The sequence below is a fragment of the Devosia insulae DS-56 genome (genome assembly GCF_000970465.2).
GTDB classification, from domain to species: Bacteria; Pseudomonadota; Alphaproteobacteria; order Rhizobiales; family Devosiaceae; genus Devosia_A; species Devosia_A insulae.
Genome location: NZ_LAJE02000189.1, coordinates 1 through 18,550, shown reverse-complemented (window position 1 = coordinate 18,550; position 18,550 = coordinate 1). Strand labels below are relative to the sequence as shown.

Genomic DNA, 18,550 nt, shown 5'->3' with positions numbered 1-18,550 from the left:
CTGCCGGCCTTTCCCGAAAAGGGAGCGCGGCTCACGTGTGATGCCGTGGCGACCAGTGGCCCAGCGGCACCCCTGCACTAGACCTGCCGCAGTATTGAAGGTCGATTGCACCTAGGTGTGCGCCATACCTAGGTATTACTCCGACACACCGTCCGTAGACTGACCTGATCTACTCACAGCATGAAATACGAAAGTACCGGCGACACTTTAATACAATCGCCGCCGCTACACTCGTGGTGCTCACTGCAGGCGGAGTTTGAACGAGGTGAAGGCCCGGAGCTGGTCGGCTGCTCGTTTCCCCCCGCAATCGCCGGTTCAACGGAGACCAAAAATGATCGAGGAATTCAGTCAGCACCGCCGGGAGTTCCTGGGCGCTGCAGCGTTCGCCATCGCAGCCACACAATTCGGCGCCGTCGGCTCCGCACTGTCAGCCTCGGGCGGCGGCGATGCCGCCCCGCCGGGCTCCAGCGGCGCAACCGCGAATGGTTTCGGCCCGACAAAGCAGATCAACGCCGGCGAACTCGACATCGGCTATGTCGAGGCAGGCCCGGCCGACGGTGCGGCGATCCTGCTGCTGCATGGCTGGCCCTACGACATCCACAGTTTCGTCGACGTTGTGCCCCTGCTGACGGCCCGCGGCTATCGCGTCATTGTTCCGCATGTTCGCGGCTACGGCACGACGCGGTTCCTGTCGAAGAACGCCGTTCGCAACGGCCAGCCGTCGGCAGTCGCCATGGATGCGGTCGCCTTGATGGATGCGCTCAAGATCGACAAGGCGACCCTCGCCGGCTTCGACTGGGGCGCGCGGACCGCCGATATCGTCGCGGCGCTTTGGCCGGAGCGCTGCACTGGCCTCGTGTCGGTAAGCGGTTATCTCATTGGCGGCCAGAAGGCCGGTATGACGCCGCTGCCGCCGGCTGCAGAACTGCAGTGGTGGTATCAGTTCTACTTTTCCACCGAGCGCGGCAAGGCGGGCTACGACAAGTACCGCCACGACTTCGCAAAGCTGATCTGGCAGATCGCCTCGCCGAAATGGCAGTTCGACGACGCCACCTTCGACCGCTCGGCAGCGTCGCTCGACAATCCCGACCACGTCGAGATCACCGTCCACAACTACCGCTGGCGCCTCGGGCTCGCCAAGGGCGAGGCCAGGTACGACGAGATCGAGGCGAAACTCGCCGATGGTCCGGTCATCACGGTGCCGACCATCACCCTCGAAGGCGACGCGAACGGCGCGCCGCATCCCGACCCCGCCGCCTACGCCAAGAAATTCGTCGGCAAGTACGAGCACCGGAACGTCACGGGCGGCATCGGCCACAATCTGCCGCAGGAAGCGCCGCAGGCTTTCGCCGACGCCGTGATCGCCGTCGCCGGCTCGGCGACGAAATAACAGACACCCGAACGGTTACCTGGCCGGCGGACCCGCTGCCGGCCAGGCATCATGCAGCGCGCTCAAGCAAACACCACAGGGGCAAGCAATGAAGCCGACCGTGCAACTGAACGACGCCGACGTGAGGAGTTTCGGGCTTCGCGAAATGGGCCTCGTCCACGACCTGCGCAATCTTCTGCAGATCATTTCCAGTGCTGTGCAGCTGATCGAGCGCGAAGCAGATCGAAACAACCCGGCCGCAGTACATCGGCTGGCCCAGAGTGCCCAGGCGTCGGTCGAGCGCGCGACGGCATTAAGCCGTGAAATCGCTGGTGTATCCAGGTCACCGGATCGAAGCCGCGAACTGGTCGACGTGGCGACAATCCTCGGCGCCATGCGGGACCTGATCTCGCTGACCGTCGGCCCGTCCGTGCGGGTCGACATCTACTCCAGCGACGGCATACCGCACGTCCGCTGTGACGGGCGACATCTCGAGAACGCCCTGCTGAACCTCGTTGCAAACGCCCGGGATGCTATGCCTGGCGGCGGCGAGCTGCGGATCTCGCTGTTCCTCGACGAGGACTCCGTCAACCTCGCCACCGGTGGCTACGAGGTCGCCCTGAAGATCGACGATACCGGCCACGGCATGAGCCGCGACCTGCTCCGGCAGGTGCTCACGCCCTTCTTCACCACCAAACCCGCAGATCGCGGCACCGGACTCGGGCTGTCGATCGTCCGGGACTTCGCCGACAGTTGCGGTGGGTCCGTCGCCATCGAGAGCATTCTCGGCGAGGGAACCTCCGTGCTGCTGCGCTTGCCCAGCCATCTCGAATAGGCACGAGGCCGTGCCCTTTAACGGAGAACAGAAAATGAAGATCCTGATCGGCGCCGTGGCACTTGCAGCGGTGCTGGGTGCACCTGCGGCGCTGGCGCAGGCCGACAAGCCGACCATCGTACTGGTGCATGGTGCATTCGCCGATGCGTCGGGCTGGAACGGCGTCATCTCCCAGCTCAACAAGGACGGCTACACGACGATCGCTGCGGCGAACCCCTTGCGTAGTCTCGCCGGCGACGCGGCGGAGCTCTCTGCCCTGGTCAAATCGATCAAAGGCGACGTCGTGCTGGTCGGTCATTCCTACGCCGGCCTCGTAGTGACCGAGGCAGCGAGCGGCAACAGCAACGTCAAAGCGCTCGTCTACGTTGCCGCCTTCATCCCCGACGTGGGCGAGTCCGCGGCGACGCTCTCCGCCAAATTTCCGGGCAGTACCCTGGGGGACACGTTGCAGCCGGTCGACTTGCCCGATGGCGGCAAGGACCTCTACATCAAGCAGGCGAAGTTCCCCGACCAGTTCGCAGCGGACGTACCGCTCGATGTCGCGGCGCTGATGGCGCAGACGCAACGCCCGATCACCGAGGCAGCGCTGGGTGGCGTCAGCACCGTCGCGTCGTGGAAGACGATCCCGTCATTCAGCATCTACGGCTCCGGCGACCTCAACATCCCGGCAGCTGCACAGGTCTTCATGGCCGACCGCGCCAAGGTGGTGAAAGCGGTTGAGATCGACAACGCCTCGCACGTGCTGATGATCTCCCATCCAGGCGAGGTGGTGGAGCTGATCGAAGCGGCAGCCAAGGCGAGGTAGCTGCGATGGGCGATTGCACGCACGCATCAGCGATCCACGACGTCGAGCCCAGTTCGCTCGATGGCTGTCCAGAGTGCATCGCCATGGGCGATCGCTGGGTTCATCTGAGAATCTGCCTCAGCTGCGGGCATGTCGGCTGCTGCGACAGCTCCAGGAACCGGCATGCGCGGCGCCATTTCGAGATCACCGCGCACCCGATCATCGCATCGTTCCAGCCCGGCGAGGACTGGCGCTACTGCTATGCCGACGACGTCCTGCTGGAGCCCGGGCCGGTGCCGGCGCACCGGGCCTGAGGCGCCTCCCACCAAGGTGTCGGCGACACCATCGTGCAATGGAGTTTCGCCCAGCCGGCTGCCTCCATTGCCCCTGCGCCTGCACCCTGCAGGCACCATCGCAAAAGACGAAGGAAGCGCATGATGTCCACGACCACGCTCGCAGCGGACAAGACCGATCGACAGGCCAAGCCGGCCAAGGTCGCACCGGAGATCAGGCCGTTCCGCGTGAATTTCCCCCAGTCCGAGCTGGACGAGCTGCGCCGGCGGGTGCTGGCCACGCGCTGGCCCGACAAGGAAACCGTCGACGACCAGTCGCAGGGCGTCCAGCTCGCGACGCTCCAGGCGCTGGTGCAGTACTGGGGCACCGCCTATGACTGGCGCAAGGCTGAGGCACGACTGAATGCCGTTCCGCAATTCACCACCGATATCGACGGGCTCGAGATCCACTTCATCCACGTGCGCTCCAGGCACCCGGGAGCGCTGCCGCTGCTGGTGACGCATGGCTGGCCGGGCTCGGTGTTCGAGCTGCTCAATGCCATCGATCCGCTGGTGAATCCGACGGCGCATGGCGGGAGTGTCGCCGACGCCTTCGACGTCGTGGTGCCCTCGATGCCCGGCTACGGCTTTTCTGAACGCCCGAAAGCCGGCGGCTGGAACCCCACCAGGATCGGCCTCGCCTGGCACGAGCTGATGGGTCGTCTCGGCTACAGCAAGTACGTGTCGCAGGGCGGCGACTGGGGTTCGGTGGTGGCCGACGTGATGGCGCTGCACGCCCTGCCCGGCCTGCTCGGCATCCACCTCAACATGCCGGCGACGGTGCCGGGCGAGCTGGTGCCCGCCATAAACGCAGGCGATCCAGCGCCGGCCAGGCTCAGCGACGCCGAGAAGGCCGCGTTCAATCAGCTCAGCGTCTTTTTCGGCAAGAATGCCGCCTATGGCGCCATGATGTCGACGCGGCCGCAGACCGTCGGCTACGGGCTCAGCGATTCACCGGTCGGGCTGGCGGCATGGATGTACGACAAGTTCATCCAGTGGACCTATAGCGGCGGCGTCGCCGAACGCTCGCTGACCCAGGACGAGATGCTCGACGACATCACGCTCTACTGGCTGACCAACAGCGCCATTTCGTCGGCGCGGCTGTACTGGGAAAACAACAACAACAACTTCAGCTCTCCGGCGCAGAAGACCCAGGATATCTCGATCCCGGTCGCCGTGACGGTGTTCCCCGGCGAGATTTACCAGGCTCCAAAAAGCTGGACCGAGAAGGCCTATCCCAACCTCATCTACTTCAACGAGGTCGACCAGGGCGGGCACTTCGCCGCCTGGGAGCAGCCGAAACTCTACGCCGCAGAACTGCGGGCGGCATTCAGGTCACTGCGCTGACGGACCACCGAGATTGCGCGGGTCGACCGGCGGTCCGGCCGACCTGCGAAGCTTCAACATGACAGGCCAGGATACCCCGATGTCCCAGATCAGCGATCCGACCGACCGTTCGCGTCGCTTGCTCTGCAGCGGCGGATTAGCGTTTGCGGCGGTGCAGCTGACCGGCTGCGATGTCGGCCCATGGGCATCTGCAGAGGACCAGAGCATGAGACGATCGAACCTGCCGGCCCTGAGTGGGGCCACCGGCTGGCTGAACTCCCCGCCCCTGACGTCGGATGGGCTCAAGGGAAAGGTGGTGCTTGCCGACTTCTGGACCTACACCTGCATCAACTGGATCCGCACCCTGCCCTATGTTCGCGCCTGGGCAGAAAAGTATCGCGAGCATGGCCTCGTGGTCATCGGCATCCACACGCCGGAGTTCGAGTTCGAGAAGAATGTCGACAACGTCCGCACGGCAGCCAAGGCCATGCGCGTCGACTACCCTATTGCGCTCGACCCGGATTATTCGGTGTGGGAGGCTTTCTCCAACCACTACTGGCCGGCGGTTTACATCGCCGACGCGACGGGGCGCATCCGCCACCACCAGTTCGGTGAAGGTGGCTACGAGGATGCCGAGCGGGTCATCCAGCAGTTGCTGGCGGAAGCCGGCCAGCTCGGCGTTCCCGGCGGCCTGGTTTCCGGACAGGCCGAAGGCGTGGAGGTGGCGGCCGACTGGGATACGCTGCGGTCCGGCGAGACCTATGTGGGCTATGCGCAGGGCACCGGCTTCGTCTCGCCCGAAACGCTCGCCACCGACCAGCCACGCGCCTACAGCGCGCCAACCCACCTCAACCTCAACACATGGGCGCTGTCTGGTACCTGGACCGTTGCCGCATCGGGCATCCGCTCGGACGCTGCGGGCGGGCGGCTGAGCTATCGGTTCCAGGCGAGAGACCTGCATCTCGTCCTGGGGCCGTCGCACAAGGGCGCCACCGTTCGGTTCCGCGTGACCCTCGATGGCCAGGCGCCCGGGGATGCACACGGTGTCGATATCGATGCGCAAGGCAATGGCACGGTCATTCAGCAGCGGCTCTACCAGCTGGTGCGTCAGCCTGGCGTGGTCAGCGACCGGCAGTTCGAGGTCGAGTTCCTCGACCCTGGCGCCGACGTCTACGTGTTCACCTTCGGATGAGCGGGCGGCCGCACTGGCCGCGCTTGCGTATGACCTGCTCATCCCGGCGATAACCGCCGGCACAGCATCCGACAATCGCCGGTAAGCAGTTGCGGTCGCCCTCGGGATCACTGTTCGCCTGACCGGACGACTGAGCGGCGGCAGCACCGAGATCCGTTTCGACACCGACCTCGTGCGCCTCGCAGACGGCGTTTGCGCCGCGCCCCCCGGGGGTCAGCGCTGCTGGGTCGGGGCGCCGGTGGGAAGCCCAAGCTTCGCGGCCATCTTGACCAGATCGGCAAAGGACTTGGCGCGCATTTTCTGCATCACCCGGCCACGATGCGCCTTCACGGTGATCTCGCTGATGCCGAGATTGCCGCCAACCTGCTTGTTCATCAAACCGGAGACGACCATCGCCATGACTTCGAGCTCGCGGGGGCTGAGGGAGGAATGGCGGAGACGAAGGTCGTCGATCTCTGCGGTCGCCTCCAGTGCTGTTTCGCTGCGCGCGATGGCGTTGCGGATGGCATCGAGCAGCACGTCATCGGCAAACGGCTTCTGCAGGAACTCGACAGCGCCTGCCTTCATCGCCTGCACGGTCATCGGCACATCACCATAGCCGGTGATGAAGATGATCGGCATCTCCGGCCGTTCGGTGGCAACGTGCTTCTGCAGCTCGAGGCCGTTGAGGTCGGGCAGGTTGACGTCGAGGATCAGGCAACCGGGCACCCGGTCAGGCCGGTGCTCCAGAAATGCCTGTGCATCCGAGAACATTTCGGGCTGCCAACCCGCTTCCCGAACCAAGAGTTCCAGCGACTCCCGGACGGAGACGTCGTCATCGACGATGAATACGACCGGCGTAGCAGGTGTCACTGGAATTACCTTCCACAACTGGCCAGAAACAGTGGCGATACCCATAAATACCTCCAAGCATAATTCTGCGACATGACTTCAGGTTCAATTTCGTGGAATTGCGGTATCCAGCGCGGCGATAAGCGCCGCTTCGCTGAACGGCTTCAGCAGGCACTGCACGGCATCTTGTCCCGGGACCAGCGGAGGCACCGAGTAATCGCGATGAGCGGTGATGAACACCACCGGGATGCGATAGCCCCGTCGTCTCAACTCGACGCTCAGCTCCGGCCCGGTCATCTCCGGCATCGCCACATCCAGAATGAGGCAGTCGTTGTTCTCGATATCGGCGGACCCGAGGAAGGCAGCGGCAGACGAGAAGGCCTGAACCGAGTAGCCGAGCACCTTCAGCAGATCGGGAAGCGATTCACGCACCGACTCGTCGTCGTCTACAACCGTCACAAGAAGACGTTTAGTCATTGGCCTTCCCCCTGGGGCCGCAACTGCGTATGCGCGGAGTACGCTGTCGCGTCCCCTCCATTGTATCCCTTGGGCGAACGCGGAACGGCGAACGAGAAGCTCGCCCCCGGACCATCGTTCGCACTTGCCCAGATGCGCCCGCCGTGGCGCTCGATAATCGAACGGCTCACCGACAGCCCGATGCCCATCCCACTGGCCTTGGTCGTGTAAAAGGCGTCGAAGAGCTTGGTTGAACTGCTGGGGTCGATCCCGCCCCCATTATCCTGCACGGTTAGTCTCACGTTTCCGTCTTCGTCCTCGCTGGTTTTGAGCATGGCTCGCCGCGGGCGATCCCGAATGTCCGTGACGGCGTCAGCGGCGTTGAGCAGCAGGTTCAGGATAACCTGTTGCAATTGTACGCGATCACCCATCACCGGTGGCAGATCGGACGCGAGGTTGGTCTCCAGCTCCACCCGTTTCCGACGCAATTCACTGCCGGCAAGCACGATGACGTCCCGTGCGGCCTCGTTCAGATCGACGGTCTCGCTGGTGTTGGTGGTCTTCCTGAACATGGCGCGCAGTCTGGTGATGACCTCAGCGGCCCGATTGCCATCCCTGATGCTGCGGCGCGCGGTCTCCAGCGCCCCCTCGATGTTCGGCGGGTCCATTGCCAGCATCCGCAGGCAGGTGCTGGCATTGGTGATGATGCCGGCGAGCGGCTGATTGACCTCATGGGCGATCGAGGCCGTCATCGCACCAAGCGTGCTGACCCTCGAGACGTGCGCAAGTTCGGTGCGCAGCTCATTGAGCGCCTCCTCGGACAGCTTGCGCTGGGTGACGTCCTGGATCGTGCCGCGAAATACTCGCCTGCCATCGGACTCGGTTCCGGAGCGCGAAACGGAGCGCAGATGCTTGGTGCGACCATCGGGCATACGCAGCCGAATGTCATAGGAGTGGTCGTCGATGCCGACCCGTGCCAGTTCCATCTTCTCGGTGAGCAATGGAAGGTCGTCTGGATCGACCCGGGCGGCGATCTGCTCGAGAGTGGCCGGCTCGGCGGTGTCGAACTCGAAGATGCGATAGAGTTCATCGGAAAAGGTCAGCTCGTCGGTATCGAGCCGCCACTGAAAGCTCCCGAGCGAACTGAGGCGCTGAGCTTCCGCGAGCGACGCTTCACTGAGCCTGAGGCTTTCCTCGGCCCGCTTCCGGTCCTCGATATCGGTGTTGATACCGTACCACTTCAGGACGTTGCCGGCGTCATCAAGCAGCGGGTTCGCGCGGAAGATGAACCAGCGGTAGGCGCCGTCGGCGCCAAGGAGGCGTGCCTCGCATTCTGCGTTTCCACCGGTTTCGCGCGCCAAGTTCCAGGTGGCGCCCAGCCGGGCGATATCGTCGGGGTGGACAGCAGCCGTCCACGCCCACCCACCGAGTTCTTCCGGCGTCTTACCGACATACTCGAGGTAGTGGCGATTGAAGAAATCGGCCGTGCCGTCGATCCTCGCCGACCAGGCCAGCGCCGGTATGGTGTCGACGGTAAGCTGCAGGTTGCGCTCACTGACCTCGAGCGCCTCTTCAGCGCGCTTGCGGTCATCGATGTCGGTCAGCAGCCCATACCAGCGCGCGATCTGCCCGCTGGCGTCACGCAGCGGCTGACCGCGGATGTTGAACCAGCGCCAAACGCCGTCGGCCCGCTTGAAGCGCGTCTCGTAATTGTAGGGTTCGCCGCTGACGATCGAGCCCATGAAGCTGTCGATGCAGTATTGCAGATCGTCGGGGTGCGTCATGCCGTTGGTGGCCCAGCGGCCCACCTCTTCGAGCGGCTGCTCGAAGAAATCGAGCAACTGCTGGTTGCCGCCGCATAGCTGGCCATCCGCGGTGAATACGGCAATCATGCCCGCTATGCTGCTGACGATCGAGCGGGCGTTGTCCTCGCTGCTCCGCAGGGCGTCAGCCACCAGCCGCGCTTCGTGGATGTCGACCAGCAGCACATACCAGCGAACGACCTGCCCCGAAGCATCGAAAGCGGGCGTGCCGCGATTGCTGAACCAGCGGTACTCGCCGTCGAAGCGGCGCAGACGCTGTTCGATCTCGTATGACGCTCCCGCGGCAATCGACTTGCCGAATATCTCGGCGACATGCGGCATGTCCTCGGGATGGACGATGCCGTTACTGCCCCACCCCCGAAGCGCCTCCAGCTCGCAACCGGTGTATTCGACGATCTGGCGGTTCACCGCCTCGACCATGCCGCGCGGCGACAGGGTCGCGGTCAATCCCGGAATGCCGTTGATCACCGAACGCCAGGTACGTTCCCTCTCGCGCAGAGCGTCCTCGACCTGCTTGCGATCCTCGATGTCGTTGCACGACACGCACCACCGAACGACGCGCCCCTCGGCATCCTTCAGCGGGTGGTGGAGACCTTCGAACCAGCGATAGATTCCGTCGTGCCGGCGCATGCGGTAGACGATCTCGAACGGCTCGCCCGCTGCAAAACCCGCCACAAAGCTGTCGAGCGCATCAGCCAGGTCGTCCTGGTGCACCAGATCGCTCATCCCCCACTTCTCGAGCTCCTCAGTCGACCGGCCCGTGTACTCGTGGATCTGGCGATTGACGAGTTCGACCTGGCCAGTGGGGCTCAGCAGGCCGACCAGCGTCGGAATGTTGTCAACAATCTCGCGCGACTCTCGGGCTGCAAAGCGCAGCGCTTCGTTAGCGCGGGCCAGCTCCGCGGTACGTTGCGCAACACGCTCGTCGAGGTCGCTGGCGATCTGCTTCTGCTCGTCCAGTCGACGCACAGCCTGCAGCGCCAGCGCCGCCTGGTTCGCCGCGGCCCCCAGCAGCAGTCCGCCAGTTTCGTCGTCGAAGTCACGGCGCCGCGTTCCGGCGACCACAACACCGACCTCGCCTTGCAGGCCCATCGGCGCCGAAAGGATCGAGATTGCATCAGCGCCAACGGAGATCTCGCCGGCGGGGGGCCAGGCTGATTTGTCATCGCCAAATGTACCAGCGAGTGCGCGGAGCAGTTGATCATGCGCCGGCGTAACACCGCTTCGGCCCCGTATGCGCGATTTTGGCTTGGGCCCTTCGAGGGTGACGCAGACAAAATCGGCCTTCAGCGCACTCAGCAGGGCGTCCAGCAGGGTTTCCAGCACGTAATCCGCATCACGCCCCACCCATATCGCGGGCAACGCCGCCAATGCCGCGAGGCCACTCATTGCTTGTCTGAGCTGCTGCACCTCGGCGATGGCATCGGTTGTAAACGTTGTCATGCAGGAACGGCCAAAGCGAACCAAATGCGGCGCCAACCTGCCTTGCCGACCGGCACGATTGCAGCGGGGCCGGTAAAGCCGATCAACGGTAAATCCGATGTCATCATGCCAACCCCACCAATGGTGCAGATGGTGGAGCGACTGCGGTCCGAACCGCTTGCGATCTCACGCTGCCCGTTGCGCGTCTGCCCTGCGGACCTGCCCGGAACGCCGCTCTCTGGCGGCATCACATTCCGGCTCTAGGCCCGAAAGGCACACCACCCGGCTACAGTCGCCGCAGCCGCGCTTGCAGTCCATGACACCTAGGTATCGGTTCGGCGGAATCATTGGTGATATCGGAGGGTACTGCCGCTGACGGGAGGTCGGCGATCGAGCGTCATACTGAGGTATCGACGACACCATCGTGCAATACTAAATTGCCCTTTAGTGAACAACATTTCCGACGTGCAATGTACCAGCGCATCCTCTCGAAATGGAGATCACCATGAAACAGTCAATTATTGTCGCTCTTTCTGCAGTACTGCTGTCGTCTGCAGCCCTGACGGGAACGGCGACCGCCGCCCCGCAGTGTGACTATACCGGCGACGACGAAGCCGGGGATACGGAAGACTTTGCTCAGAGCCGTCACCTCGAAGGCAAATTCGGCGCCACCGTCACGGTCTGGAACGGCTGCTACAAGGTCCAGCACCTGCAGAACGGCAAGTTCGTGACCGAGTATTACGACCCCGACTCCGAGCAGCGGGTTTTCTGACCCAACCCCATCACCACTGGGCCACCACCATAGGCGCCCAGTGGTGACTTGCCTTGCGAACGGTTGTCGCCCCGCCAACTCCCCATTAGTGCGACAGGAGACGGGTCAACTGATCAGCCTCGAGCAGTCGGCGTGTTACGCCACCGAACAGCAGCTCCAATCCCCTGCTGTGACCGTAGCAGCCCGTGACGAGCAGGTCGGCGTCTCGCGCAGCCGCCAACTCTGTGAGCGGCACGGTTCGGTCAGGCGCCAGCAGTTCGCTGCGTGCCGCCACTCCGTGGCGCTTCAACCAGTCCGTTGCTTCATCGAGGCTGCGCTGTTCCGACCGACGATCGCCTTCCCCAACGGTAACAATCGATACGGCTTGCGCTCGCTGCAGCAAGGGCATGGCGTCCGCCAGTGCCCGGCGCGCTTCGCGGGTATTCTTCCATCCGACCACGACGGTCTTGATCTCGGGGCCTTTGGCTCGGTCGCCGACGACGGTGACCGGCCGACCGGAGCGCAGCACGAGCTCGCCGATATCCACCTTGCCTGTCCGCGCCCAGCTCGACATCGGCCCCGGATCGGTGACGATCATGTCAGCCTCAGTTGAAGCTTCGATCAGGCAGCTGGTGGTGCCGACTACCGCTGGCCGCCATCGCGCGTCGATGCCGGCCGGCACCAGTGATTGGAACCGCTCGCCGGCCTCAGACAGCTGTGCTGTGATCTGCGACAGTTCGGCCTCGTACACCTGCTGCGTTGCAAAGCCCTGATCGAACTCGCCAACCACCAGGTGTGGCTCGTCAGCGCCAATGCCGATGATCCGGGCATCGAGGGTACGAGCCAGATCAACGGCAAAGCGTAGTGCCGGCGTGTCGACCTGCTCCAGGTCCACATTCACCAGGATCGAGCGGATTTCCATCCTATGACCTCGACTGAATGGCGTCCCGACGCCAGGTGCTCGGAGACTTTCCGACAACGCGCCGGAACACCCGACTGAGGTGGGACTGATCCGCCAGACCGCACTGGAAGGCGACCTCGGCGAGGCTCGAAGAGGTTTCGCGCATCAGGGTACGGGCACGATCGATGCGTGCACGGACAATGAATGCGTGAGGCGAGAGTCCGGTGGAAATCCCGAAGGACCTGCTGAAATGGCTCTGGCTGAGTTTGGCGACGGTGGCCAGTTCGTTGACGAGAATGGGGCCGCCAATGTTCTGCTCGATGTGACGCCGCACGCGCTTCAGCTGCCAATCGCAGAGGCCGCCGCTTTCGCGCGCTGGCTGAACGTCCAGCGCCCTGGCAACAGCCGCCATGAGGAAGCGGTCCATTTGTGGTCCACTGAGCGCCTCGATTGGCGGGCGCTGCCCTGACCGTCCAGGGCTGACTGTTGCTGACTGCATCACTTCTGCCTCCATCTGCTGTCCGCCCGTCCATCGGGCGGCGCGTAGAGAGAAGAGGCGAACAGCAGGTCGGCGAGCTACTGCACGAAGGTATCGGACATACTTTAGATTGGTTAGGTGGATGGCAGTAAGTGTGGAAAAATCCCTCCGAATACACACCATCGTATTATCGACTGACTGGAGTTTTCGAGGCACTTACAGCGGGCCGTGCACAGACAGGCGGCAAGACCTGGTGCCGCCCTCGCCCCGGACGGCACCCCGCGGAACCAGTGCTCCCTCCCGCTGGTTTCCGCCGACCACCAACGCGCGGCCCAACGCGTTGGTGGTCCCCCCGGGGGGCGTCTTACCTGCTTCACTTATCCCTGGAGTCTTCGATGACTTACGTCGTTGCCGCGCTGATGATCGGTTTGGCGAGCGGGCTGCGAACGGCGACCCCAGTCGCCGCCCTTGCGTGGGCCGGCGCATGGGGCTGGATCGACTTCGGCAGCAGTTGGCTGGCGCTGCTTTCGACCGGCCTTGTGCCTTGGGTAATTACGCTTGTCGCATTGGGCGAAACTTTCATCGACAAGCTCCCCACAACCCCCAGCCGCAAGGCGCCCCTGCAGTTTGCAATCCGCGTTGTGGTCGGTGCGATCGCCGGCAGCGCACTGGCGATCGCCGGCGCAGGACTGTGGTTCGTCGGCTTTGTGCTCGGCGCGGCCGCGGCGGTGATGGGAACGCATGGCGGTTTTGCGGCGCGGCGGTGGCTGGTTGGCCGCATCGGCGGTTGGGATCTGCCGGTCGCGCTGCTCGAGGACGTTGTTGCCATCAGCCTCGCCCTCGCGGCCGCGTGGCTGGCCTGACGGAGCACGGAACGCCGGCCTGCGGCTTGGTGGAGCCATTGGTATCGCCGACACGAAGGTCCACTCCCCCCTAGGAAGCGGGGCTCATAGGTCTGGCAAGGCAAGGCGTGCGCCCGTGTCGCGCCGTCAAACCAGGAGATTGCCATGCCGAACAGATCAGCAGCTGCAAGCCGCACCAGGCTGCCCAATATGATCGCAATAGCCGGAAGCTTCGTGGCGATTGCCGCACTCGCTTTCGGGCTGGGCCTCACCGGGCCCGCTCGTGCCGCCCCCGCCGCGCTGCCAGGACATGCAGGGGCGCCCTATGCGAACCAACCCGAACTGGCGGCGATCGGCGAACGTGTCGATCGCTACCTTCCGGTGCCGGATGAGGCCGCGGCGCCGGCGGTGGATGCCGCGAAGGGCTATCGGCTGCAGGAACTGGGCCGTGGTCTCTATCTGGTCACCGACAACGCCTATCAGTCGATGTTCCTCGTTTACGAGACCGGCGTCGTAATGGTGGACGCGCCACCAAGGTACTCAGCGCAGCTGCTCAAGGCCATTGCCGAGGTCACTGATCAGCCCGTCACGCACGTGATCTACAGCCACTCCCACATCGACCACATCGGCGGCGTCCTGGATCTGGGCGGAAGCCCGATCACTATCGCGCACGACGAGACCAAGCGCCTGCTGGCGCGAGCCGCCGACCCCAAGCGGCCTGTGCCGACGGTAACCTTCGGTGACACCTACAGCCTGAAGGTCGGCAGCCAGGTGCTCGAGCTCAGCTATCACGGGGTGGCGCATGAGCCCGGCAACATCTTCATCTACGCCCCGGAGCAGAAAACGCTGATGGTGGTCGACGTGGTGTTCCCGGGCTGGATGCCGTGGCGCCGCTTCGCCCTGGCCCAGGACGTCCCCGGTTACTTCCAGCAGGTTGCCGACATCGACAAGGTTCCGTTCGAAACCTTCGTCGGTGGCCACGTCAACCGGGTCGGGACGCACCAGGACGTACGCGACCAGCTCGAGTTCATGAACGACGTCAAGGCGGCAGCCCTGACGTCCCTCCAAACCACCGCCCCCGAAAAGGAGATGGACCCGGCGGACTTCGCCAACCCCTGGGCGGTGTTCGACAACTATATCGACCGGGTCGTCGTGCAGTGCGTGAATGCCGTGACCCCGAAATGGCAGCCGAGGCTTGCCGCGTTCGACGTCTACATCTGGGACCAATGCTACGCGATGGAGCAGAGCCTGCGCATCGACTGAAGCTGGACAGGAGCTGCGAACAGCCCGGCCGATGCCGATACCATGGTATCGGTCACGTGATGGACCGCTCCCATGCCGCCCTTTTGGTGGTATGGGAGCGGGTCTCAATGGACCGGCGGGGCATTGCATGAACTATGCATCTTCGTATGACGGGCAACCATCTTTACCTGCCAATGACCAGCAAACCGAGGTGGATTGGGCCCAAAGTGTAGGCTCGTTCATCGAAGCGATCCCTGGACTGGTCGCGGTCCTCGCGCCGGACGGACGCGTCGAGCAGGTCAACCGGGAGATCGAGGACTATTGCGGCCACAGACTGGACCAGCTGAGGGAGTGGGGAACAAACGGCATCGTCCATCCGGACGACATGCCCAATGTGGCGAGACTCTTCGGGCAGTCGATCGCCTCAGGCACCCCATACACCATCGAGCAGCGGTTGCGCCGGCACGATGGCGAGTACCGCTGGTTCGACAATCACGGCCGTCCACGGCGCGCTGCAGACGGCAGCATTGTCGCCTGGCATGTGCTGCTGGTTGACGTGCACGACCGCAAGCTCGCCAAGGATGCGCTGAAGGCCAGCGAGCAGAACCTGCAACTGACCATCGACACCATCCCAGCGCTGGCCTGGTCGGCACGGAGCGACGGCACCGCCGACTTCTTCAATCGGCATTACCTCGACTATGTCGGTCTACCGATCGAGAAGCTCGTCGACTGGCAGTGGACAAGCGTGGTCCATCCGGATGATCAACAGACCGTCTTGTCTGCCTGGAAGCGCTTCGACGCGGCTGGCACGGGAGGCGATATCGAGGCGCGGGTGCGGCGCCACGACGGAACCTACCGCTGGTTCAACTTCCGTACCCACCCGCTGCGCGACGAGCACGGCAATGTGGTCAAATGGTTTGGCGTAAAGGTCGATATAGACGAGCAGAAGCGAGCGACGCTGCTTCTTGCGGGCGAGCGGCAACTGCTCGAACTGATTGCGTGGGGGCGACCGCTGCATGAGGTGCTGGCAAAGCTCTGCAGCGTGGTTGAAGCCGCCTTGCCCGGTTCGCTGTGCGAGATCCGGACACTCGATGCGAGCCGCACGGTCTTCGAACATGTCGAGGCACCATCGTTTCCCGAGAACTACGTCGCGGCGATCATCGGCAGCCGCGTCGCCGAGAAGGCATCGCCGTGCGACATGGCCATCAGCCGCAGGATGCAGGTGATCGAGGACAATTTCGGCAGCCCCGTTCTGTGGACGGATACGCCGGCGAGGGCTCACTTCCTCGCGCAAGGTCTCAAGTTGATGTGGAGCGCTCCGGTCACCTCCAAGGACGGCACGATCCTGGGCAGCCTGAGCATCTGCCGCGGCACGTCACAGAAGCTGCTACCGGCGCACCAGGACATCATCGACCGCACCACACAGATCGCCAGTATCGCCATTGAGCGCTTCTGGGCGGAGGATCAGCTGCGGCGGCGGAAGTTCCTGCTCGAGGAAGCTGAGCGGATCAGCGAAACGGGATCTTTCTACTGGGACATGAAGACCAACAAGCTGTTCTGGTCGACCCAGATGCATCGCATCTACGAAGTCCCGGATGGAATGGAGCCGGTCTATCCCAACCTGATGGCCAAGGTGCATCCCGATGACGAGGCGTGGGTGCAGGAGAAGGCGCAACGCGCCTTCCGGGGAGAAAACAGCCCGCCGAACGTCGAACGGCTGCTGTTTCCGGACGGTCGCATCAAGTACATCAGCACCGCGTTCCGGGTGATCACCCACGAGGACGGCCGCCTCGAAAGCGTCGGGGTGGCACAGGACGTCACCCGACAGCGGCTCGCCGACGATGCCGCTGACCAGCTTCGAAGCGAACTCGCGCATGTAACGCGGGTCATGAGTCTGGGCGAACTGGCCGCCTCGATCACCCACGAGGTCAATCAGCCGCTCTCGGGGATCATCACCAATGCGAGCACCTGCCTGCGCATGCTGGCGGCCGATCCACCGAACATCGAGGGCGCGATACGGACGGCGCAGCTCAGCATCCGCGACGGCAACCGGGCGGCTGAGGTGGTCAAACGCCTGAGGAACCTTTATCGCAAGCAGGACCTCAATCCTGAACCCTTCGATCTCAACGAAGCCGCCCAGGAAGTCCTCGCGACCTGTGCGCACGAAATGCAGCGGCGACGCATCATCCTCAAGTCGAAACTGGATGCCGCACTGCCCAGGATCGAAGGCGACCGCATCCAGCTGCAGCAGGTCGTGCTCAATCTGGTGCTCAACGCAGCAGATGCCGTTGGCAGCGTTGAGCGGGATTCTCGTCAGATCATCGTCGAGGCCACCGAGGCGGAAGCCGGCAACGTGACCCTGACGGTGCGGGACAACGGTCCCGGCATCCCTGCCGAGGATATCGCCAGGATCTTCGACGCGTTCTACACGACCAAGCCGAACGGGATGGGCATCGGCCTGTCGGTGAGCCGTTCCATTATTGACCGTCATGGTGGAAAGCTTCGGGCCGCGACCAATGAGGATGGTCCGGGCGTGACCTTTACCTTTTCCATCCCCTGCATTGCCGCCACGAAAGGCCCGGCAGGCGGTCAGCACCAGGCGTGAGCGTTACCAGTCCCGATCGATCGGCCGATCGATCGTGATGGCAAGGGTGTCAGCCATGCGGACCAGATCGGGAACCGTTCTTGCCCGCATTTTCCGCATCACGCCGCCACGGTAAATCTTCACCGTGGATTCGCTGATGTGCAGTGCGGCGGCGACCTGCTTGTTCATGCGACCTGCCGCAATCATCGGCATGACCTCTCGCTCCCTCTCCGAAAGCTGCGACAGTCTCTCCCTCAGCTCTGCCAGAGCGTGAAGCCTGCTACGCCGGCGCAGGTCACGCTGCAGTGCGACGGTCACGGCATCCAGGACGTCCTGATCTCGGACTGGTTTGGTGAGGAAATCGACGGCGCCGGCCTTCATGGCCCGAACCGTCATCTGAATGTCGGCATGACCGGTGAGAAAGACGATCGGGATCTCTATGGCCGACCGGATGAGTTGCTCCTGAAACGTGAGCCCGCCGATGCCTGGCAGTCTCACGTCGAGCACCAGACAGCTGGGCTTGTCAGGCAGACCTCGAACCAGAAGGTCGTCCACAGACCCGAAGGCCAGCGACTTGATGCTCACCGACTCCAGCAGCTGCTGAAGTGCTTCGCGACTGCGTCTCTCGGCATCGACAATGAAGACGATCGGGTCTTCGGCGACGGACGGCCTCGCACCATCCCCATGGTACAAACGCCGGTGAAAAGCCCGCGGTCTGCTGCCGGCGTGCGGCTCATCCAATATAGTGGTGAATGGATCTCTCATTGAGGGGCACCTGTTGCTCGTCGCCCGAATTCGCAGATGCCATTCGAGATAAGCGGCGGACTTTCCCTCCTCCATAGCCTTTTGGTATCGATCGCCGAGACAGACGACCTCAACCTCTGCAACTTCGAGAGTTGGCAAACCGGCGAACCCGCTCGCGACTTGCCTCGATCAGCGGACCGATCGCCTCACGCCCCCGGAGAGCCGTCGTTCTTTGAATCGACACCCGTCGCCCGACTCACGGGTGACGGGTGCAACTTCAAGCGCCACTAGTTGGTGGGGTTCGTCACGGCGTTAACGGCGCCCGCCGCCACCACCGTGGTCACCACCGCCACCACCGTGGTCACCACCGCCACCGCCGTGGTCACCACCGCCACCGCCGTGGTCACCGCCACCTCCATGGTCACCGCCACCGCCATGGTCGCCGCCACCCCAGTGGTCACCACCACCCATTGCGCCGCCACCACCCATCGGGTAGCCACCAACCACCCGCTAGCCACCACCCATCGCGTAGCCACCGCCCATCACGTACCCCACCCCCCTCCGGCAACCGCCGCCCATCGGCCCACCTCCACCCCTCGGACCACCCACCCCCCCCCGCCCACCCCCCCACCCCCCTG

The 18,550-nt window shown here is 63.9% G+C and carries 18 protein-coding genes; 11 read left to right on the top strand and 7 right to left on the bottom strand.

The window, feature by feature from the left end; genetic code table 11:
• Positions 1–331 precede the first annotated feature (331 nt).
• From VW23_RS13370 to VW23_RS13345, 6 genes are all read left to right on the top strand, one after another.
• Entirely contained in the window at positions 332–1,390 is a 1,059-nt protein-coding gene (locus tag VW23_RS13370; protein ID WP_069910060.1) for an alpha/beta fold hydrolase, read from the top strand.
• An 88-nt stretch (positions 1,391–1,478) separates the two neighbouring features.
• A complete protein-coding gene (locus tag VW23_RS13365; protein ID WP_069910059.1) occupies positions 1,479–2,204 on the top strand; it encodes a sensor histidine kinase in 726 nt (241 codons plus the stop codon).
• Between the two features lie 34 nt (positions 2,205–2,238).
• A complete protein-coding gene (locus tag VW23_RS13360) occupies positions 2,239–3,009 on the top strand; it encodes an alpha/beta fold hydrolase (RefSeq protein ID WP_069910058.1) in 771 nt (256 codons plus the stop codon).
• Between the two features lie 5 nt (positions 3,010–3,014).
• Complete coding sequence (locus VW23_RS13355) at positions 3,015–3,302, top strand: UBP-type zinc finger domain-containing protein (protein WP_069910057.1); 288 nt, start codon at positions 3,015–3,017, stop codon at positions 3,300–3,302.
• Positions 3,303–3,425: 123 nt separating this feature from the next.
• Positions 3,426–4,667: an epoxide hydrolase family protein gene (locus VW23_RS13350; protein WP_244513571.1), complete on the top strand. Its 1,242-nt coding sequence runs from the start codon at positions 3,426–3,428 to the stop codon at positions 4,665–4,667.
• Between the two features lie 79 nt (positions 4,668–4,746).
• Positions 4,747–5,838: a redoxin domain-containing protein gene (locus VW23_RS13345; protein WP_069910055.1), complete on the top strand. Its 1,092-nt coding sequence runs from the start codon at positions 4,747–4,749 to the stop codon at positions 5,836–5,838.
• 213 nt (positions 5,839–6,051) lie between these two features.
• Here the strand turns inward: VW23_RS13345 and VW23_RS13340 are convergent, their stop codons facing one another.
• Genes VW23_RS13340 through VW23_RS13330 form a run of 3 tightly spaced genes read right to left on the bottom strand, consistent with a single transcriptional unit; the run spans position 6,052 to position 10,337 of the window.
• Positions 6,052–6,735, bottom strand: coding sequence for a response regulator transcription factor (locus VW23_RS13340; RefSeq protein ID WP_069910054.1), 684 nt, complete (start codon positions 6,733–6,735; stop codon positions 6,052–6,054).
• 39 nt (positions 6,736–6,774) lie between these two features.
• Positions 6,775–7,146 (bottom strand): response regulator, encoded by a 372-nt coding sequence (locus VW23_RS13335; RefSeq protein WP_069910053.1) that lies wholly within the window; start codon positions 7,144–7,146, stop codon positions 6,775–6,777.
• Complete coding sequence (locus tag VW23_RS13330; RefSeq protein ID WP_176730391.1) at positions 7,143–10,337, bottom strand: PAS domain-containing sensor histidine kinase; 3,195 nt, start codon at positions 10,335–10,337, stop codon at positions 7,143–7,145. Before VW23_RS13330 ends, VW23_RS13335 begins: the two co-directional genes overlap by 4 nt.
• A gap of 3 nt (positions 10,338–10,340) precedes the next feature.
• Between VW23_RS13330 and VW23_RS28990 the strand changes: the two genes are divergently transcribed.
• Together VW23_RS28990 and VW23_RS13325 are read left to right on the top strand one after the other, a co-directional pair.
• A complete protein-coding gene (locus VW23_RS28990; protein ID WP_176730390.1) occupies positions 10,341–10,634 on the top strand; it encodes a hypothetical protein in 294 nt (97 codons plus the stop codon).
• Positions 10,635–10,875: 241 nt separating this feature from the next.
• Entirely contained in the window at positions 10,876–11,142 is a 267-nt protein-coding gene (locus VW23_RS13325; RefSeq protein WP_069910051.1) for a hypothetical protein, read from the top strand.
• Between the two features lie 85 nt (positions 11,143–11,227).
• Here VW23_RS13325 and VW23_RS13320 read toward each other — a convergent pair whose 3' ends face one another.
• Both VW23_RS13320 and VW23_RS28985 read right to left on the bottom strand, forming a co-directional pair.
• Positions 11,228–12,043, bottom strand: a complete 816-nt coding sequence (locus VW23_RS13320; protein WP_069910050.1) for a universal stress protein — start codon at positions 12,041–12,043, stop codon at positions 11,228–11,230.
• 1 nt (position 12,044) lies between these two features.
• Positions 12,045–12,449: a helix-turn-helix domain-containing protein gene (locus tag VW23_RS28985; RefSeq protein WP_069910049.1), complete on the bottom strand. Its 405-nt coding sequence runs from the start codon at positions 12,447–12,449 to the stop codon at positions 12,045–12,047.
• A gap of 446 nt (positions 12,450–12,895) precedes the next feature.
• Between VW23_RS28985 and VW23_RS13310 the strand changes: the two genes are divergently transcribed.
• The 3 genes from VW23_RS13310 (at position 12,896) to VW23_RS13300 (ending at position 17,189) form a co-directional block, all read left to right on the top strand.
• Entirely contained in the window at positions 12,896–13,363 is a 468-nt protein-coding gene (locus tag VW23_RS13310; RefSeq protein WP_069910048.1) for a DUF4126 family protein, read from the top strand.
• A gap of 144 nt (positions 13,364–13,507) precedes the next feature.
• Positions 13,508–14,605, top strand: a complete 1,098-nt coding sequence (locus VW23_RS13305) for an MBL fold metallo-hydrolase (RefSeq protein WP_244513569.1) — start codon at positions 13,508–13,510, stop codon at positions 14,603–14,605.
• Between the two features lie 127 nt (positions 14,606–14,732).
• Entirely contained in the window at positions 14,733–17,189 is a 2,457-nt protein-coding gene (locus VW23_RS13300; RefSeq protein WP_176730389.1) for a PAS domain-containing protein, read from the top strand.
• A 3-nt stretch (positions 17,190–17,192) separates the two neighbouring features.
• On the opposite strand, the gene VW23_RS13295 is transcribed toward VW23_RS13300, so the two are convergent.
• Both VW23_RS13295 and VW23_RS28590 read right to left on the bottom strand, forming a co-directional pair.
• Positions 17,193–17,933, bottom strand: coding sequence for a response regulator transcription factor (locus VW23_RS13295; RefSeq protein ID WP_084646084.1), 741 nt, complete (start codon positions 17,931–17,933; stop codon positions 17,193–17,195).
• A 266-nt stretch (positions 17,934–18,199) separates the two neighbouring features.
• Complete coding sequence (locus VW23_RS28590) at positions 18,200–18,412, bottom strand: hypothetical protein (RefSeq protein WP_141728327.1); 213 nt, start codon at positions 18,410–18,412, stop codon at positions 18,200–18,202.
• Between the last annotated feature and the right edge of the window lie 138 nt (positions 18,413–18,550).

Excerpts from the sequence above, each read along its gene's own strand:
- VW23_RS13340 (WP_069910054.1), bottom strand. The coding sequence starts at position 6,735 with ATGGGTATCGCCACTGTTTCTGGCCAGTTGTGGAAGGTAATTCCAGTG.
- VW23_RS13335 (WP_069910053.1), bottom strand. The coding sequence starts at position 7,146 with ATGACTAAACGTCTTCTTGTGACGGTTGTAGACGACGACGAGTCGGTG.
- VW23_RS13355 (WP_069910057.1), top strand. The coding sequence starts at position 3,015 with ATGGGCGATTGCACGCACGCATCAGCGATCCACGACGTCGAGCCCAGT.
- VW23_RS13300 (WP_176730389.1), top strand. The coding sequence starts at position 14,733 with ATGAACTATGCATCTTCGTATGACGGGCAACCATCTTTACCTGCCAAT.
- VW23_RS13350 (WP_244513571.1), top strand. The coding sequence starts at position 3,426 with ATGTCCACGACCACGCTCGCAGCGGACAAGACCGATCGACAGGCCAAG.
- VW23_RS13365 (WP_069910059.1), top strand. The coding sequence starts at position 1,479 with ATGAAGCCGACCGTGCAACTGAACGACGCCGACGTGAGGAGTTTCGGG.
- VW23_RS13330 (WP_176730391.1), bottom strand. The coding sequence starts at position 10,337 with ATGAGTGGCCTCGCGGCATTGGCGGCGTTGCCCGCGATATGGGTGGGG.
- VW23_RS13310 (WP_069910048.1), top strand. The coding sequence starts at position 12,896 with ATGACTTACGTCGTTGCCGCGCTGATGATCGGTTTGGCGAGCGGGCTG.
- VW23_RS13370 (WP_069910060.1), top strand. The coding sequence starts at position 332 with ATGATCGAGGAATTCAGTCAGCACCGCCGGGAGTTCCTGGGCGCTGCA.
- VW23_RS13345 (WP_069910055.1), top strand. The coding sequence starts at position 4,747 with ATGTCCCAGATCAGCGATCCGACCGACCGTTCGCGTCGCTTGCTCTGC.
- VW23_RS13325 (WP_069910051.1), top strand. The coding sequence starts at position 10,876 with ATGAAACAGTCAATTATTGTCGCTCTTTCTGCAGTACTGCTGTCGTCT.
- VW23_RS13305 (WP_244513569.1), top strand. The coding sequence starts at position 13,508 with ATGCCGAACAGATCAGCAGCTGCAAGCCGCACCAGGCTGCCCAATATG.
- VW23_RS13320 (WP_069910050.1), bottom strand. The coding sequence starts at position 12,043 with ATGGAAATCCGCTCGATCCTGGTGAATGTGGACCTGGAGCAGGTCGAC.
- VW23_RS13295 (WP_084646084.1), bottom strand. The coding sequence starts at position 17,933 with ATGAGAGATCCATTCACCACTATATTGGATGAGCCGCACGCCGGCAGC.
- VW23_RS13360 (WP_069910058.1), top strand. The coding sequence starts at position 2,239 with ATGAAGATCCTGATCGGCGCCGTGGCACTTGCAGCGGTGCTGGGTGCA.
- VW23_RS28985 (WP_069910049.1), bottom strand. The coding sequence starts at position 12,449 with ATGGACCGCTTCCTCATGGCGGCTGTTGCCAGGGCGCTGGACGTTCAG.